The 17,375-nt window shown below is 41.9% G+C and carries 19 protein-coding genes and 2 other annotated features; of the genes, 18 read left to right on the forward strand and 1 reads right to left on the reverse strand.

Translation table 11 applies throughout. The features are described from left to right. Window positions 1-30: 30 nt before the first annotated feature. The gene (locus tag M2369_RS01015; RefSeq protein WP_003216497.1) at window positions 31-219 is read right to left on the reverse strand and encodes a hypothetical protein; all 189 of its coding nucleotides are present in this window, start codon (window positions 217-219) and stop codon (window positions 31-33) included. Between the two features lie 169 nt (window positions 220-388). Continuing rightward, window positions 389-618, forward strand: a binding site (T-box leader). 59 nt (window positions 619-677) lie between these two features. Between M2369_RS01015 and M2369_RS01020 the strand changes: the two genes are divergently transcribed. The 18 genes from M2369_RS01020 (at window position 678) to obgE (ending at window position 17,364) form a co-directional block, all read left to right on the forward strand. Next, entirely contained in the window at window positions 678-3,320 is a 2,643-nt protein-coding gene (locus M2369_RS01020; RefSeq protein WP_024718405.1) for a valine--tRNA ligase, read from the forward strand. A 65-nt stretch (window positions 3,321-3,385) separates the two neighbouring features. Further along, the gene (locus tag M2369_RS01025; RefSeq protein ID WP_277518853.1) at window positions 3,386-4,690 is read left to right on the forward strand and encodes a bifunctional folylpolyglutamate synthase/dihydrofolate synthase; all 1,305 of its coding nucleotides are present in this window, start codon (window positions 3,386-3,388) and stop codon (window positions 4,688-4,690) included. A gap of 149 nt (window positions 4,691-4,839) precedes the next feature. Continuing rightward, entirely contained in the window at window positions 4,840-5,571 is a 732-nt protein-coding gene (locus tag M2369_RS01030; RefSeq protein WP_310503951.1) for a prepilin peptidase, read from the forward strand. After that, the gene (locus tag M2369_RS01035; RefSeq protein WP_310503952.1) at window positions 5,552-6,745 is read left to right on the forward strand and encodes an SPOR domain-containing protein; all 1,194 of its coding nucleotides are present in this window, start codon (window positions 5,552-5,554) and stop codon (window positions 6,743-6,745) included. The genes M2369_RS01030 and M2369_RS01035 overlap by 20 nt, the downstream gene beginning before the upstream one ends. A gap of 177 nt (window positions 6,746-6,922) precedes the next feature. Further along, window positions 6,923-7,492 carry a Maf family protein gene (locus M2369_RS01040; RefSeq protein ID WP_259253293.1) on the forward strand — a complete coding sequence of 190 codons (570 nt, stop codon included), beginning with the start codon at window positions 6,923-6,925 and terminating at the stop codon, window positions 7,490-7,492. A 48-nt stretch (window positions 7,493-7,540) separates the two neighbouring features. After that, window positions 7,541-8,215 (forward strand): RadC family protein, encoded by a 675-nt coding sequence (gene radC / locus M2369_RS01045; protein ID WP_026050121.1) that lies wholly within the window; start codon window positions 7,541-7,543, stop codon window positions 8,213-8,215. A gap of 90 nt (window positions 8,216-8,305) precedes the next feature. After that, the gene (locus tag M2369_RS01050) at window positions 8,306-9,325 is read left to right on the forward strand and encodes a rod shape-determining protein (protein ID WP_007501538.1); all 1,020 of its coding nucleotides are present in this window, start codon (window positions 8,306-8,308) and stop codon (window positions 9,323-9,325) included. A gap of 27 nt (window positions 9,326-9,352) precedes the next feature. Beyond that, a complete protein-coding gene (gene mreC / locus M2369_RS01055) occupies window positions 9,353-10,252 on the forward strand; it encodes a rod shape-determining protein MreC (protein WP_007501536.1) in 900 nt (299 codons plus the stop codon). Continuing rightward, window positions 10,249-10,767: a rod shape-determining protein MreD gene (gene mreD / locus M2369_RS01060; RefSeq protein ID WP_008342803.1), complete on the forward strand. Its 519-nt coding sequence runs from the start codon at window positions 10,249-10,251 to the stop codon at window positions 10,765-10,767. The genes mreC and mreD overlap by 4 nt, the downstream gene beginning before the upstream one ends. Window positions 10,768-10,821: 54 nt before the next feature. Beyond that, window positions 10,822-11,505, forward strand: coding sequence for a septum site-determining protein MinC (gene minC, locus M2369_RS01065; RefSeq protein ID WP_259253294.1), 684 nt, complete (start codon window positions 10,822-10,824; stop codon window positions 11,503-11,505). 2 nt (window positions 11,506-11,507) lie between these two features. Then, entirely contained in the window at window positions 11,508-12,311 is an 804-nt protein-coding gene (gene minD / locus M2369_RS01070; RefSeq protein ID WP_017358134.1) for a septum site-determining protein MinD, read from the forward strand. Window positions 12,312-12,420: 109 nt separating this feature from the next. Beyond that, complete coding sequence (locus M2369_RS01075) at window positions 12,421-13,212, forward strand: M23 family metallopeptidase (protein ID WP_259253295.1); 792 nt, start codon at window positions 12,421-12,423, stop codon at window positions 13,210-13,212. Continuing rightward, on the forward strand, window positions 13,205-14,074 hold the full coding sequence (locus M2369_RS01080; RefSeq protein ID WP_259253296.1) for a M50 family metallopeptidase: 870 nt from the start codon (window positions 13,205-13,207) through the stop codon (window positions 14,072-14,074). Before M2369_RS01075 ends, M2369_RS01080 begins: the two co-directional genes overlap by 8 nt. Window positions 14,075-14,140: 66 nt before the next feature. Then, window positions 14,141-14,214, forward strand: a sequence feature (ribosomal protein L21 leader region). Between the two features lie 12 nt (window positions 14,215-14,226). Beyond that, on the forward strand, window positions 14,227-14,535 hold the full coding sequence (gene rplU / locus M2369_RS01085; RefSeq protein ID WP_041090936.1) for a 50S ribosomal protein L21: 309 nt from the start codon (window positions 14,227-14,229) through the stop codon (window positions 14,533-14,535). Window positions 14,536-14,549: 14 nt separating this feature from the next. Then, the gene (locus M2369_RS01090) at window positions 14,550-14,888 is read left to right on the forward strand and encodes a ribosomal-processing cysteine protease Prp (RefSeq protein ID WP_007501524.1); all 339 of its coding nucleotides are present in this window, start codon (window positions 14,550-14,552) and stop codon (window positions 14,886-14,888) included. Between the two features lie 12 nt (window positions 14,889-14,900). Next, a complete protein-coding gene (rpmA, locus tag M2369_RS01095) occupies window positions 14,901-15,185 on the forward strand; it encodes a 50S ribosomal protein L27 (RefSeq protein ID WP_003216586.1) in 285 nt (94 codons plus the stop codon). Window positions 15,186-15,462: 277 nt separating this feature from the next. After that, window positions 15,463-16,056 carry a sporulation initiation phosphotransferase B gene (locus tag M2369_RS01100; protein WP_007501522.1) on the forward strand — a complete coding sequence of 198 codons (594 nt, stop codon included), beginning with the start codon at window positions 15,463-15,465 and terminating at the stop codon, window positions 16,054-16,056. A gap of 21 nt (window positions 16,057-16,077) precedes the next feature. Next, window positions 16,078-17,364 (forward strand): GTPase ObgE, encoded by a 1,287-nt coding sequence (obgE, locus tag M2369_RS01105; protein WP_007501521.1) that lies wholly within the window; start codon window positions 16,078-16,080, stop codon window positions 17,362-17,364. Window positions 17,365-17,375: the final 11 nt, after the last annotated feature.

Below are 17,375 nucleotides of genomic sequence, written 5' to 3' on the forward strand. Positions count from 1 at the left end.
ATAAGAGTGAGCCTGCAACTTTCAGCTCTCTTAAAACCAATCAAGGTGAAAGGCACAGGCGAGAAATATAAGAATTCCTAAGATGAGGACGTCAAATGTTGTGGGAAAAATGATCGTGCGAAAGCCTTGAAATATGGCAATCGGGAGAACGACTTGGGAGGCAACTGCCCGAATTTGTCTAAGCCATGGGGGGAGTGTGTAAGGATTGATCTTTTTCAAAATAAAACGCCCTCCTTCTTTATTTTGTTATTATCATATGGGCAAAGAGGCAAAGGGTGCCTGCCCAATTTGTATAAAGAAGAAGAAAAGCGGAAAAGATGATTGACGAAAACAAAAGGCATTTAGTAATATTAATAAAAGATGAGTATAAGCTGATGAACGTGATATATCGTAAGCGTGGATCAGGAAGAGTACGAGCAAGCCCCTAAAGAGAGGGAAACCAATAGCTGAAAGGTTTTCTAGGATGCACTTGTTTGGAAGGTCGCCTGTGAGCTTAATTTCTTGAAACATGTAGTAGAGAAATTCGGGAGATCCCCGTTATCCTTTAGAGAGTACGGGACACGTCTAAGTGTTTCGTGAAAAAAGGTGGTACCGCGAAAAAGCTTTTTCGTCCTTTTATAAGGATGAAAAGGCTTTTTTTATGTTTCATCAGCCGAAAAAATGTGGAGGTAACACAAATGGGAACAAATAATCAAGAAATGCCAACAAAGTACGATCCAAATGCGATTGAAAAAGACCGCTATACGTACTGGCTTGAAGGGAAATTCTTCGAAGCACAAAATGACAAAACGAAAGATCCATATACAGTCGTCATTCCTCCACCAAACGTGACAGGAAAATTACACTTAGGGCATGCTTGGGATTCAACTCTTCAAGACATCGTGACTCGTATGAAACGGATGCAGGGCTATGATGTTTTATGGCTACCAGGAATGGACCATGCGGGTATTGCAACACAAGCAAAGGTAGAGGCGAAGCTTCGCGAAGAAGGTGTGAGCCGCTATGATCTCGGACGTGAAAAATTTGTAGAAGAAACGTGGAAGTGGAAAGAAGAGTATGCCGATTTTATTCGTAGCCAGTGGGCGAAAATGGGTCTAGGTCTAGACTATTCGCGTGAGCGTTTCACATTAGATGAAGGCTTGAATAAAGCAGTCCGCCAAGTGTTTGTTCAATTGTATGAAAAAGGATTGATCTATCGCGGAGAATACATCATTAACTGGGACCCAGCAACAAAAACGGCCCTTTCTGATATTGAAGTCATCTACAAGGATGTGCAAGGTGCGTTTTATCACTTGAGATATCCGCTTGCAGATGGATCAGGTTCGATTGAAATTGCGACAACAAGACCTGAAACGATGCTGGGAGATACGGCAGTCGCTGTACATCCTGAAGATGAACGCTATCAGCATTTGATTGGGAAAACAGTTGTTTTACCAATTACAGGCCGAGAGATTCCAATCGTTGGGGATGACTATGTCGATATGGAATTTGGATCAGGAGCTGTAAAAATAACGCCGGCTCATGACCCGAATGACTTCGAGCTTGGAAACCGTCATAACCTAGAGCGCATTCTTGTGATGAATGAAGATGGCACAATGAATGGAAACGCACTTCAATACAAAGGAATGGACCGCTTCGAATGTCGTAAACAGCTTGTGAAAGATCTTCAAGAAGAAGGCATTTTGTTCAAAATTGAGGACCACATGCATTCAGTTGGTCACAGTGAGCGCAGTGGAGCTGTAGTGGAGCCATATTTATCAACACAATGGTTTGTGAAAATGCAGCCGCTCGCAGATGAAGCCATCAATCTGCAAAAAGGTGATGAGCAAGTTCAATTTGTTCCAGACCGATTTGAAAAGACGTATTTACACTGGATGGAAAATATCCGTGACTGGTGTATTTCTCGTCAACTATGGTGGGGACACCGCATCCCGGCTTGGTATCATAAAGAAACGAAGGAAGTATACGTGGGACTTGATGCGCCAGAAGATATTGAAAACTGGGAGCAAGATAACGATGTACTTGATACATGGTTTAGTTCAGCGCTTTGGCCTTTCTCTACAATGGGCTGGCCAGATGCAGACAGTGAAGACTTCAAGCGCTACTACCCAACCAATCTGCTTGTAACAGGCTATGACATCATCTTCTTCTGGGTATCTCGTATGATCTTCCAAGGTCTTGAATTCACAGGAGAAAAACCATTTAAAGATGTACTCATTCATGGTCTTATCCGCGATGAACAAGGGCGTAAAATGAGTAAGTCACTTGGCAACGGAATTGATCCAATGGAGGTTATCGACAAGTACGGAGCGGATTCACTGAGATATTTCTTAGCGACAGGAAGCTCTCCAGGTCAAGATTTACGTTTTAGCTTTGAAAAGGTTGAATCCACTTGGAACTTTGCGAACAAAATTTGGAACGCATCCCGTTTTGCTCTCATGAATATGGATGGTTTAACGTATGATGAGCTTGATTTGACAGGAGAAAAATCAGTTGCTGATCAATGGATTTTGACACGCTTAAATGAAACAATTGAAAGTGTCACACAGCTTGCTGACAAGTATGAATTCGGTGAAGTAGGCAGACATTTATACAACTTCATTTGGGATGATTTCTGTGATTGGTACATTGAAATGGCGAAACTTCCGCTTTATGGAGAAGATGAAGCAGCGAAGAAAACGACTCGTTCGATCCTTGCGTATGTATTAGATCAAACGATGAGACTTCTTCATCCGTTTATGCCGTTCTTAACAGAAGAAATCTGGCAGCATCTACCTCATGAAGGTGAGTCCATTACTGTAGCGGCATGGCCTGAAGTGAAGCCGGAGCTTTCCAACGAACAAGCTTCTGCTGATATGAAACTGCTTGTTGAACTGATTCGTTCTGTTCGTAACATTCGCAGTGAAGTGAACACGCCAATGAGCAAACAAGTTGAGCTTTACATTAAAGCATCTACGTCTGATGTTCAGGAACGTTTAGAGAAAAATCGTTCATATATTGAGCGCTTCACGAACCCAAGTGTTCTTGAAATTGGCACAGATGTCCCAGCTAGTGATAAAGCGATGACGGCTGTTATTTCTGGAGCAGAACTCATTCTGCCGCTTGAAGGCTTAATCAACTTAGATGAAGAAATTGCTCGTCTGCAAAAAGAGCTTGATAAACTGACAAAAGAAGTGGAACGAGTTCAGAAAAAGCTTGGCAATGAAGGCTTTATGAAAAAAGCGCCTGAAAGTGTCGTAGAAGAAGAGCGTGCGAAAGAACGTGATTATGTCGCAAAACGCGAAGCTGTTCAAAAGCGTATTGAAGAGCTGAAAGCATAAGAGTGAAAAGACGGCTCCTAATGAATTGGAGTCGTCTTTTTTGAAAATTTCGTATGAAATGAGAGATGACATTGTTTACAACCTATCATGAAGCCATTGAATGGATTCATAGCAGACTCGCTTTCGGTGTCAAACCGGGACTTGAACGAATGAAATGGCTGATGGACAGACTAGACCATCCTGAACAAAAAATAAAAGCGGTGCATGTAGCTGGAACAAATGGAAAAGGATCAACGATTGCATTTACTCGATCCATTTTACAGTCAGCGGGCTATTCAGTTGGAACCTTCACCTCGCCATTTATTTTAACGTTCAATGAACGAATTAGTGTTAATGGGGAGCCGATTTTGGACGAAGTGTGGCTGAGTTTGGTGAACGAAATCAAGCCTTTAGTTGAAGAATTAGATGATACAGAGCTTGGTGCAGCAACAGAGTTTGAGATCATTACAGCATGTGCGTTTGCTTATTTTGCCCATGTGCACCAAGTAGACTTTGTCCTCTTGGAAACAGGACTTGGCGGAAGACTTGATTCTACAAATGTGGCAGCGCCCATCTTAACAGCAATTACGTCGATTGGACACGATCATATGGCCATTTTAGGCGACACACTTGATCAGATTGCAGCAGAAAAAGCTGGCATTATTAAAGCTGGGGTTCCGATGATCACGGCCGTTCATCAAGCGGAAGCTCTTACTGTGATTCAACACAAAGCCGAAGAAAAGAATGCGCCGTTTATCTCGTTACATGATACTTGTACCTTTAAGGACCAGCAGCCGACGGAAACAGGTGAACGCTTCACATTCACTACCCCAAAAAGGGAGTACTGGCAGCTAGAGACAGGGTTAATCGGAACGCATCAAATGCAGAACGCCTCCCTTGCCATTCTACTGATCGAATGGCTGGAGCAAGAAGGATATATCCATGTGCTAAATGAGCAAGTGTATGAAGGAATTCGGCAGGCGGTGTGGGCTGGAAGATTTGAAAAGATCCAAGATCAGCCTCTTGTTTATTTAGATGGTGCTCATAACGAAGAAGGAATGGACCGTTTAATCGAAACTGTACAAGCTCATTTTTCTAGTAAACAGGTTCATGTATGTTTTAGTGCGTTAAAAGATAAACCTTACAAACAAATGATCGAAAAGCTTGAAAGGATTAGTTCATCGATTCATTTTGTTTCCTTTGACTTTTCAAGAGCTGAGTCAGCGGAAAAGCTTTATGATTGCAGTCATTTAGAAGCAAAATCGTTTGATGAAGACCCTCGTGCAGTGCTTGACTTCATTCAGAAGAAAAGAGATGACCCTTCAGCAATGATTCTGGTGACAGGTTCCCTTTATTTTATCTCAGATGTACGAAGTCGTATTTTACAGTAAGGAAAAGACGCAAATTGCTTCTATGCAATGTGCGTCTTTTTTCTTTTGATATGTAGGAGAGGGGGAAAATCACTTTTTCGCAAGGTGATCAAAGGTGAATCGCTATGGTACAATCCGGTCTATTCTATTTCCGGAAGGAGTCACCTAATTTGATTGATTTTTTTATGTTTTTCACAGGCATGGTCATGGGGTCATTTTTTCATCTAGTTGGTGAGAGGCTTCCAATGAAGCGGTCTATTCTTTTTCCTCGTTCACACTGCGGAGCTTGTAAAGAGCCGCTTTCTTTTCACGACATGCTCCCGCTTTTTTCTTATATTGTATTGAAAGGGTCATGTAAGCATTGTGGAACCCGGCTCTCTTTGCTTTATCCAATGGTTGAGCTGTTGACAGGCGGCCTTTTTTTCCTCGTTTATAAACATGCTGGTTTCTCTTTTGAGGGCCTTTTTCTTGTGAGTCTATGTAGTTTATTCGTGATTGCTGTCGTGAGCGATCTTTTTTATATGAGAGTACCCATCGAGCTCTTTCTCTTCTTTTTTCCTCTTTTCGTCATATACCGCACGCTAGAACCGCTTTTTATTTGGTGGGAAGGAGCGGCATCTCTTCTTATTTGTCTTCTTTTGTTTTATAGTTTAGAACATTTCAAGCCAAATAGTATGGGGGGAGCGGATGTCAAACTATTTGGTGTGCTTGCATTTTGCTTCGGATTTAAGCCGTTTCTGATCATTCTTTTTCTTTCGTCTGTCACGGGAATGGTTTACGCAAATGTGTTTTCTTACAAGGCAAATGAACCCTTTCCTTTTGTTCCTGCCATCGCTTGTTCTTTCTGGTTTTATCTTTTTTGTGGTGATCTGTTAAACCCAATTGGTGATTTTTTTGGATGAGAAAATTGGCGAACACTTTTTGAACCTGCCGACAAAAGTCTTGTTCTTTTTTTTATTGGCTATGTTAAAGTGTGAAACAGAAAGAAGGACGGGTTACATTCGCGCTATTTCATTGGACAGAAAGGTCTTTCTTACAAACAATGTCAGAAAGCGGGGAATGACAGTGAAAAAAAGGCAGGCAAAAAAACAAGGGTTAAAGGTCAATATTAATGGCAAGGAAGAAATGCTCCATGAAGAAGAGCATCAGCCTCAAAAACAGCAAGAGGATCAAGTGACGTTTTCGAACTGGGAGGAAAAGAGGCAGTCGGAACAGGAGACAGCCGCTTCCGAGGAAGAACCGTCTAAACCGAAAGAAGAAGATTTTCAATGGGACGATGCAGCGGATCACATTTATCATTCGGATCCAAAGGTCGTCACACCTTATCAAAAGAAAAAAGGTTCTTTTGACCAGAAGTTCAGTAAAAACCGCGGTCCCTTCAAACGAGTGGTGACAACGATTGTGTTTGCAGTCGTTCTAGGGACAGGCCTCGGTGTATTTGCACTAAGTTTAAGTAAAGATGGATCTGCCAATCCATCAGGAGGCGATCATATCAGCGTCTCAGCATCTGGAAGCGGGCCGTCGGCGAAAGCTGGGGGAGATGCACCACCGGCTGATCTTGCAGATACGTCAAAGGACAATGAAGGTGAAAAAAGTGCATCAGGTCATTTTTCAACCTTTGTGGTGCAGGCTGGAAAGTTTTCTTCTGAAAAAGGAGCAGATGACTTAGTTGACAGTTTAAAAGAGGCAGGATATGCAGGTAAAAAGGTATCAATGGATGATGGCTATTATGTTATTGCCGGACTTGCCACAGAACAAGGCATGACAAGTGCCGTTGGGAAAAAATTGATCGATCAGCATTTTGAAGCATGGGGAGGAAAAGAGCTCTCATTTCAAGTGCCGGATGAGCTGACAGGTTTAATAGAGAAGGCATCTGTCTTATCCTCTAAGGTGATTGCAGGAGAAGATGTGGATCAAAAAGAAGTCACTCAGTTGATTTCTGAGCTTGAAAATGCCAAAACAACCGATGCACCAGCCAAAAGCAGTTTGCTGAAAGCTGTACAGCTTTTAAATGACCCATCTGCTGAAAATGGCTGGAAATCTCAGCAAGCGCTATTAGATCAACTAAATACGTAAAATCATGTTTTTAACAGCCAAACTAGTCTAAAAATGACTAGTTTTTTTCTTTTGCTTCCAACATAATGATGTAGGAACATGAAAATGGCATTTTCGTTAATTGTCGGTAAGATGTTCATTTGATAGGATGAATGGGTATCTTACTTCTTAGGCTAAACCCTGAAAGGATGAACAAACATGAACCAGTTAATACTCGCATCTCAATCACCTAGAAGAAAAGAATTGCTTGATTTAGCAGGGTTTTCTTATGACATTCAAGGAAGTGATTTAAAAGAAGAAATAAATCGAAACCTTTCTCCTGCTGAGAACGTCCAATGGTTGGCAGAACAAAAAGCAAATGATATTCAAAAAATACATCCCAAAGCTGTGATCATTGGTGCAGATACAATTGTTGCAATTGATGGCAAATGTCTTGGAAAGCCAAAAGACAAGGAAGATGCAGCCTCAATGCTTCAATTATTGTCAGGTAAGACACATCAAGTCTTGACTGGTGTCACGATTCAATCAGAGAATAGAAAAGAAACATTTTATGAACAGACAGACGTGACATTTTGGCCGCTTTCACAAGGTGAAATAGACTGCTATATTGAAACCGGTGAGCCTCTTGATAAAGCTGGAAGCTACGGCATTCAAGGAAAAGGTGCCCTGTTTGTACAAAAAATAGACGGTGATTATTTTTCCGTTGTAGGACTCCCTATTGCTAAAACAGTCAGAGTGCTTGAAACATTTGGTATCACCCCTTTTTGATGACGGGAAGGAATCAAAAAAGGAGTGTAGATCTTGAATCATTTCCCTATGCTGCTGAAGCATTTTCCTCATGATGAAAAGCCGCGCGAACGATTTGTCAAATATGGCCCAAGCAGCTTATCAAACCATGAACTTGTCGCGATTCTTTTGAGAACAGGCACAAAAAAGGAATCAGTTCTTCAAGTGTCCGCAAGACTTTTGCAAACATTTGGTGGTCTTCGTTCTGTGAAGGAAGCTTCAATTGAAGAACTGTCAAAGATTCGAGGAGTTGGAAAAGCGAAGGCGATCTCTCTTTTAGCTGCTTTAGAACTCGGCACTAGATTACACCATCAAACGACGGACAATCGTTATGTGATCCGCACGCCGGAAGATGGTGCGAATTTTGTGATGGAAGATATGAGATTTTTGACTCAGGAGAATTTCGTTTGTCTTTATCTCAATACCAAAAATCAAGTTCTTCATAAACATACTGTGTTTATCGGAAGTCTAAATTCGTCGATTGTTCACCCGCGCGAAATTTTTAAAGAGGCTTTTAAACGTTCGGCCGCTTCATTTATATGTGTGCACAACCATCCATCTGGAGATCCGACGCCCAGCAGGGAAGATATTGAAGTCACACAGCGACTTTTTGAATGTGGGAAGCTGATTGGAATACAGCTGCTTGATCATCTAGTGATCGGTGATCAAAAATTTGTGAGTTTGAAGGAAAAAGGGTATTTGTAACACTTTTTTTTTCAATGTTTTACGATATAATAGAGTTTATGAGTTTTTCCCTAAAGGGAATTTTGGTTTAAGAAAGGAAGATACATACATATGTTTGGAATTGGTACAAAAGACCTTGGAATAGATCTTGGAACAGCGAATACGCTTGTTTTTATTAAAGGAAAAGGCATTGTTGTGAGAGAACCTTCGGTCGTAGCTTTGGAAACTGATACGAAGTCTATAGTGGCGGTTGGAAATGACGCTAGAAACATGATCGGTCGTACACCTGGTAATGTTGTGGCACTGCGCCCAATGAAAGACGGAGTCATTGCAGACTACGAGACGACAGCAACAATGATGAAATATTACATTAATCAAGCATTAAAAGGTAAAGGGCTTTTTGCTCGTAAACCGTACGTGATGGTGTGTGTACCATCTGGTATTACAGCAGTAGAAGAGCGTGCTGTCATTGATGCAACAAGACAAGCTGGTGCTCGTGACGCATACCCTATTGAAGAGCCATTTGCTGCGGCAATCGGTGCTAACCTTCCTGTATGGGAGCCAACTGGAAGCATGGTTGTAGATATTGGCGGCGGTACAACAGAAGTAGCCATTATTTCACTTGGCGGTATTGTGACATCTCAATCGATCCGTGTGGCAGGAGACGAGATGGATGATGCGATCAGCAGCTACATTCGTAAAACGTATAATCTTATGATTGGTGATCGCACGTCAGAAGCGATTAAAATGGAAATCGGTTCTGCGCAGCCTGACGTACATGATGAGATGGACATTCGCGGCCGTGACCTTTTAACAGGTCTGCCAAAAACGATCTCTATTACGGCAGAAGAAATTGCAAAAGCGCTTCGCGATACGGTGGAAACAATTGTCGATGCGGTCAAAATGACACTTGAAAAAACGCCACCTGAGCTGGCAGCAGATATTATGGACCGTGGAATCGTTTTAACAGGCGGTGGTGCATTGCTGCGTAATCTTGACAAAGTCATTAGTGATGAAACAAAAATGCCGGTCATTATTGCTGAAGATCCGCTTGACTGTGTGGCGATCGGAACAGGGAAAGCACTAGAACATATTCACTTGTTCAAAGGAAAATCTAAAGATAATCGATAATTGGGCGTAAATAAAGAGGTGTAAGACATGCCGCAGTTTTTTATGAATAAAAGATTAATGTTGCTCCTTGTCTGTGTCATCGTACTGGTGGCCATGATTGGTTTTTCAGTGAAAAGCGGCAGAGGTGCTTCATGGCCGGAAAAATTAGTGGGGGATACGACAGGCTTTTTTCAAGGTGTCTTTCATAAACCATCACAATTTATTGCCGGTATTTATGGAAACGTACAAGATTTAAAGAACACATATGATGAAAACGAGCGTCTTCGAAAAAAACTTGATGGACAAACCCAATATGAGGCGAAACTTCAAGAACTAGAAGATGAGAACAAAAAGCTTCGCAAGCAGCTCGGATATGTGAACTCTATTCGTGACTACACGCCCATTCTTTCAACAGTCATTGCGAGAAACCCGTCCCTTTGGGATAGTTTTGTCATGATTGATAAAGGGAAAAAGCAAGGCGTTGAAAAAGATATGGCGGTCACCAATGAGAGTGGTGCGTTAATTGGGAAAATTGAAAGTGATAAGCTCAACAATTTTACGTCGACTGTAAGGTTGCTAAGCTCTACAGATCAAAATAATAGAATTTCAACGAAAATTTTTGCGAAAAAGGGCAAAGAAGAACTCAATGGAATTATTAACGGTTATGACAGCAAGAAAAAAATGCTGACAATGAACATTTTAAAATCCGATGCTGATGGGGATGTCAAAAAAGGAGATCTTGTTGAAACATCTGGAGCAGGGGGCGTATTCCCGCAGGGCTTGACGATTGGAAAGGTAAGCGAAATTGAGCCGGACCATTACGGACTGACGAAAATTATTTATGTAGAACCAGCTGCTGAACTCAATAATTTAGACCGCGTGATTGTTGTGAATCGCAGCACAAGTACGGCAGATGCATCTCAATTAACGAAGGAGGAAGGCTCGTGAAACGTGTCCTTCTTGCTTTCGTCATGTTGTTTATTTTCGTATTTGACAGTATTTTTGTCGATTTAGTGAAGCTCCCATTTGTTTCAGATAATCAAATTTTAGCACCTCATTTCATCTTACTCGCACTTGTATTTATGACAGCTTTTGTGAATCAAAAATATGGTGTGATTTATGGATTTATCTTTGGACTTTTATATGATATTTCGTATACAGGTATTCTTGGTGTTCATATGTTTGGCTTTGGTGCGCTCTGCTATTTGTTAGCAAAAGCCTTCAAAGTTCTCCAAACGAATATGTTAGTCGTTGTCTTTCTATCGATGATTGCTGTTGCAGTGATGGAGTTTTATGTGTACGGCGTTCAAGCGACGATTCAACCAGGTATTATGCCTTTTAATACGTATGTCATCGAACGCTTTATTCCAACGATTCTTTTAAATACTGCTGCGTCTCTCATACTTGTTGTGCCGCTTAGGCTCTTTTTCATCAATGTGAAACAAGGACTGATCGACGAATAAAAGCAGGAGTTTGTCCAATTACGGCGAAATGAGTATGTTGTTGAGGTGAGCATCTTGAAAACTCAAAAACAGCAGTATGTGACAATAAAAGGTACAAAAAACGGATTAACATTACAGTTAAATGATGACTGTTCGTTTGAAGACCTTCTTTCTGGCTTGCGAGAGGTTCTTTTACTTGAGCAATATACAGATGGAAGAGAAGGACATAAAGTCAATGTGCATATTAAACTTGGTTTTCGATATTTAACAGAGGATCAAGAGACGCGTTTAACTGAAGCGGTGTCTGAAAATGAACATCTCGTCATTCACTCTATTGAAAGTGACGTCATGTCAACTGAAGAAGCGAGACGTTTAAAAGCAGAGGCTGAGATTACTTCTGTAGCAAAAATTGTACGCTCTGGACAGGTGCTTTATGTCGAAGGAGATCTCTTATTAATAGGAGATGTCAACCCTGGCGGAACCATTCGTGCAGGGGGGAATATTTTTGTGCTTGGTGCGTTAAAAGGTGTAGCGCATGCTGGATGTAATGGAAACAAACAAGCTGTGATTGCGGCATCTCATATGATTCCAACTCAGCTCCGCATCGCACAGGTGTTTAACCGTGCACCGGATCAAAAAGAAGATGGAAATGAAATGGAATGTGCTTATTTAGATATAGATGGCAATATGATCATTGAACGCCTGCAGCAATTGGCTCATATAAGACCTAATCTGACAAGGCTTGAGGGAGGAATGTGAAATTGGGCGAGGCTATTGTGATTACCTCAGGAAAAGGCGGCGTTGGCAAAACAACAACATCTGCAAACTTAGGCACAGCACTAGCAATTCAAGGAAAAAAAGTGTGTCTAGTTGATACCGACATCGGCCTTCGGAATTTAGATGTCGTGATGGGGCTTGAAAACCGCATTATTTATGATCTAGTCGATGTAGTAGAAGGAAGATGCAAGATTCACCAAGCGCTTGTGAAGGATAAGCGGTTCGAGGATCTGTTGTATCTTTTACCTGCTGCTCAAACAAGCGATAAAACGGCGGTAGAGCCGGAGCAGATCAAAGAATTAATTCAATCATTGAAACAAGACTTTGATTATGTTGTCATTGATTGCCCTGCTGGAATTGAGCAAGGCTTTAAAAATGCTGTATCAGGTGCTGACAAAGCGATTGTGGTCACGACACCTGAAATCTCAGCTGTGAGAGATGCAGACCGAATTATCGGCTTGCTAGAACAAGAGGATATTGAACCGCCTCGTTTGATTGTGAACCGCATTCGTACACACATGGCGAAAAATGGCGATTCGATGGATGTGGATGAAGTTGTTCATCATTTATCAATTGATCTTCTCGGCATTGTAGCCGATGATGATGATGTCATTAAGGCTTCAAACAATGGTGAACCGATTGTCATGGATGCTAAAAATAAAGTTTCCATTGCGTATCGCAATATTGCTCGCCGCGTACTAGGTGAATCTGTTCCTCTTCAATCCTTTGAAGAAGAAAACAAAGGGATGTTTGCAAAGCTGAAAGCATTTTTCGGTGTAAGAGCATAATGATTCACGTGAGATGAGACCGATTCGATGAGAATCGGTCTTTTTGGTGCATATCATATGAGGTCGCCACATAAAATGTACAAACTGTTTGTATGTAAAGGGTGATCTTATGAAAAGAGTGGACGAGTATCGAAAGAAAATAGCGCAGCGCCGCAAAATGAAGCAGCCAGCTGTAGCCCCTAAGAAGGCAGCTTTCAAGAAGAAAGATGATATTCCGCCATGGGTCATGTTAACAGAAGAAGAAAAGCATTCTGGCTCGGCTTCCTACGAGTCAACTTCTCATCAGCCGAAAAAATTTCGCCATCCGTTATTTCATTCAAATACATTTGTGCTTAAATGTTTACTTTCTGCCTCTCTTGTACTGATTGCCGCTATTTCATTTAAAGGACAGGCGGGGCCTTTTCAGCAGCTGAAGCCGATGATCAGTCAAACCTTTGAACAAGATTTTCAATTTGCCGCCGCCAACCGGTGGTTTGAGAAGACTGTCGGAAACCCACTTGCCTTTTTAACCGATAAAAAAGAAGGACAAAAGGACGTACAAGCCAATCAAGAGCTGGCTGTCCCTGCCTCTGGAAAAGTGCAGGAATCCTTTACGCAAAATGGTGCCGGAGTGAAAGTTGAAACATCTGCTGAAGCCATCGATAGTATGAAAGAAGGCTATGTCGTAGAAGTGAAAAAGAAAAGTGATACGGGGCTCACAGTCGTGGTGCAGCATGCAGATAACAGCTACAGCTGGTACGGCCAACTAAAAGAAGCTGATGTGGCTTTATACGATTTTGTCGATAAAGGGGAAAAAATTGGTCAAATTGCGCTTGATGAACAAGGCAAGGGGACATATTACTTCGCCATTAAGCAAAATGAACAGTTTATTGATCCCATTCAGGTGATGACCTTTGAATAGATGGCTGCTCATGCTGACAAAGGTCCATGTTCACCCGCTCCTTTGGGTAGTCATGGCATTTGCCATGCTATCAGGTCAAATTAAACCGCTGCTTTGTCTGCTCATCATCGTCTGTGTCCATGAGCTTGGACATGCAGCGGCTGCTTGTTATTATCACTGGCGGATTCGGCGGATTTTTTTACTGCCATTTGGCGGGGCGGTAGAAGTAGAAGAGCATGGGAACCGTCCGCTAAAAGAAGAGCTGGCGGTCATTTTATGCGGACCGCTTCAGCATGTTCCGCTCCAGCTCGTCGCCTGGCTTCTCATGGAAGCCTCACTTATCTCATATGACGTCTTTACGATGTTTACTTTTTATAATGTAGCGATTTTTCTAGTGAACCTTTTGCCCATTTGGCCACTTGATGGCGGGAAATTATTCTTTTTGCTCTTATCTGTTTTTTTCCCTTTCCAACAGGCACATGCCCTTGCAATAAAAGGCTCTCTCATTTTTTTCGGTCTTTTGACAGCAGGGTTACTCTGTTTTGCTCCGCTGCAATTCAACGGCTGGATCCTACTCACTTTTTTAGCCTACTCGCTTGTGATGGAGCACCGGCAGCGGCATTATATCAGGGTACGTTTTTTACTAGAACGTTATTACGGTAAAAAAGAGCAAAAAGTAGAGAAACTCATTCCGCTGAGAGCGGGTGCTGAGGAGAAAATATATGAAGTGATGGCGCGATTCCAAAGGGGCTGTAAGCATCCCATTATTATCGAACGGAATGGTGTGAAAATGAGCCAGCTCGATGAAAATGAATTGCTCCATGCTTATTTTTCAGATCGAAGAACCACCTCTTCCATGGAAGATCTTCTTTTACCGTACTAATGGTGAAAATACATTGACATTCAGCGTCTAATTTGATATATTTTTTAATGTTATGGATATGTAGCACCCGTGCTACAACCGCGCGGAGCAGGTGTGAAGTGCCTATTGGCCCCCTGTATTCGGCGAGTCTGAGTTTATTAGGAGGTGCAGAGATGTACGCAATTATCGAAACTGGTGGTAAACAAGTAAAAGTTGAAGAAGGTCAAACTGTTTATGTTGAAAAACTAACTGCTGAAGCAGGTGAAACAGTTACTTTCGAAAACGTATTGTTTGTCGGCGGAGACACTGTCAAAGTGGGTAACCCTTCAGTTGCTGGAGCAACAGTAACGGCTAAAGTTGAAAAACAAGGTCGCGGTAAGAAAATTACTGTGTTCAAGTACAAACCGAAGAAAAACAACCACAAAAAACAAGGTCATCGTCAACCTTACACTAAAGTTGTTATCGAAAAAATCAACGCTTAAGGCGTGTGAGTGATATGATCAAAGCAACCATTACTCGGTCGCCAGCAGATGAAAGCATTACGTCTTTTCAGATGACTGGACATGCCGAGTTTGCTGAAAAAGGTCAGGATCTCGTTTGTGCAGGTGTATCTGCTGTTGTTTTCGGATCAGTCAATTCAATTATTGCACTGACAGGAATGGATCCACTGCTTGATATTGGAGATGAAGGCGGGTATTTCTCTTTTGAACTGCCAGCTGATACAGATCCAGTCACCTTTGAAAAAGCCCAGTTGCTTTTAGAAGGCATGGTCGTTTCCTTAGAAACAATTGAACGAGATTATCACGATTATGTGAGAATATCTACAAAAAAATAGGAGGTGAACTTCATGCTTAGATTAGATCTTCAATTTTTCGCATCTAAAAAAGGGGTAGGTTCTACAAAGAACGGACGTGACTCTGAGTCTAAACGTTTAGGCGCTAAACGTGCTGATGGTCAATTCGTAACTGGTGGTTCTATCCTTTATCGTCAACGTGGAACGAAAATCTATCCAGGTGAAAACGTTGGACGCGGAGGCGACGACACTCTTTTCGCTAAAATCGACGGAACAGTTAAATTCGAACGTTTCGGTCGTGACCGTAAAAAAGTGAGCGTATATCCTGCGGCACAATAATTGCTAAAAACTCCGGTCATTGACTGGAGTTTTTTTCACTATTCAGGGAGCTTTTGCGCTTTTTACAAGTAGTACCGAAGATGATAAAAGAAGATGCACTCCATAAATATCAAAGAATGTTTGCTGACTTTGCCTCATTTTCTCCTATACGATCAGAAAAAACAACCTTTCCTCACATAACTAGTGTTTTTCTATGCTGTCTTCTCTGTTATAATTCAGGGAGACATATTGATGATAAGACTCCTAAAAGAGAGACCAAACGATTGGGAGTGCGATAATGGAAGAGATACCAAGTAAACAAAACGAAAAATTAACTCACGTTGCATTAACGAATGAATTGATCCATCTGCTTAGTCGTTCAAGACACGACTGGATGAATAAATTGCAGTTAATCAAAGGCAACTTGACATTAGAAAAATATGACCGAGTGTTCGAAATAATAGAAGAAATGGTCATTGAAGCACAGCATGAATCCAAACTCTCAAATTTAAAAATTCCCCAATTGGCCTATTACTTTCTAACCTTTAATTGGGAGTCGCATTTTATCACCCTAGAATATGAAGTGCTTGGTGAAACCCGAGACTTATCAGCATATGAATCGCAGCTGCTAACGGTATCACGGGAGTTGTTTTCGATATTCGATCAATCAGTTTGCCAAAAAACTGAAAATCATTTAACGGTCACTTTCCAAACAGATCATGAAGAGAATGATGTGATCTTATATTTTGATTTCAAAGGAAAATTAACAAGTTTGGATGCGTTAAATGCGTTTCATGACGCAAACTATCCATGTATGAGTATAACGCAATTTCATGTGACGAATCACGAGTCCATGATTGAGCTTTGTTTGAGGCAAGAACGAGATATGTGATGCAGAGAAACGGAGGAAGTTATGTTTGTAGATCAGGTTAAAGTGTATGTTAAAGGCGGTGACGGCGGAAACGGTATGGTGGCGTTCCGTCGTGAAAAATATGTGCCAAAAGGCGGGCCAGCAGGCGGCGACGGCGGAAATGGTGCAGATGTAGTATTTGAAGTAGACGAAGGGCTTAGAACGTTAATGGACTTTCGTTATAAGCGTCATTTCAAGGCGGACCGCGGTGAGCATGGAATGAGTAAAAACCAGCATGGCCGAAATGCTGAAGAAATGATTGTTAAAGTTCCGCCGGGTACAGTGGTGACAGATGCCGAGACGGAACAAGTACTAGCTGACTTGACTGAGCATGGACAGCGGGCTGTGATTGCCAAAGGTGGACGTGGCGGACGTGGAAATTCACGCTTTGCAACACCAGCAAACCCTGCACCACAGCTGTCTGAAAACGGTGAGCCAGGTAAAGAACGTGACGTCATCTTAGAATTAAAAGTACTTGCAGATGTTGGACTTGTTGGTTTCCCAAGTGTCGGGAAGTCAACGCTGCTTTCGATTGTCTCTTCTGCGAAACCAAAAATTGCGGATTATCATTTTACAACGCTTGTGCCAAACCTCGGAGTTGTTGAAACAGACGATAACCGAAGCTTTGTCATGGCGGATCTGCCAGGACTGATCGAAGGAGCGCACGAAGGTGTTGGCTTAGGTCATCAATTTTTACGCCACATTGAACGTACACGTGTCATTGTCCATGTCATTGATATGTCTGGACTTGAAGGGCGTGACCCATACGAAGATTACGTGACGATCAATGAAGAGCTTGAGCAATACAATATGAGATTGACAGAGCGTCCGCAAATCATTGTAGCGAACAAAATGGACATGCCGGATGCAGCTGACAATCTAGCGGCATTTAAAGAAAAATTAACAGATGACTATAAAGTGTTCCCAATTAGTGCGATCACAAGAGAAGGGCTTCGTGAGCTCTTATTTGAAATCGCCAATCAGCTTGAAACAACACCGGAATTCCCTCTCTACAATGAAGAAGAGCTCTCTGATAACCGTGTGATGTACAAGTTTGATGAAGGAGAAGCAGCATTTGAGATCTCAAGAGATCCTGATGGTACGTTTGTCTTAACTGGTAAAGCACTTGAGCGACTGTTTAAGATGACAGATTTCTCAAGAGATGAGTCAGTGAAACGATTCTCTAGACAGCTGCGCGGAATGGGCGTTGATGATGCCCTGCGTGAACGTGGTGCAAAAGATGGAGACATCATTCGTCTGCTTGAATTTGAATTTGAATTTATCGATTGATCAAAAGGAGG

This window comes from Bacillus sp. JUb11, from assembly GCF_024807925.1.
In the GTDB taxonomy this organism is placed as follows: domain Bacteria; phylum Bacillota; class Bacilli; order Bacillales; family Bacillaceae; genus Bacillus; species Bacillus altitudinis.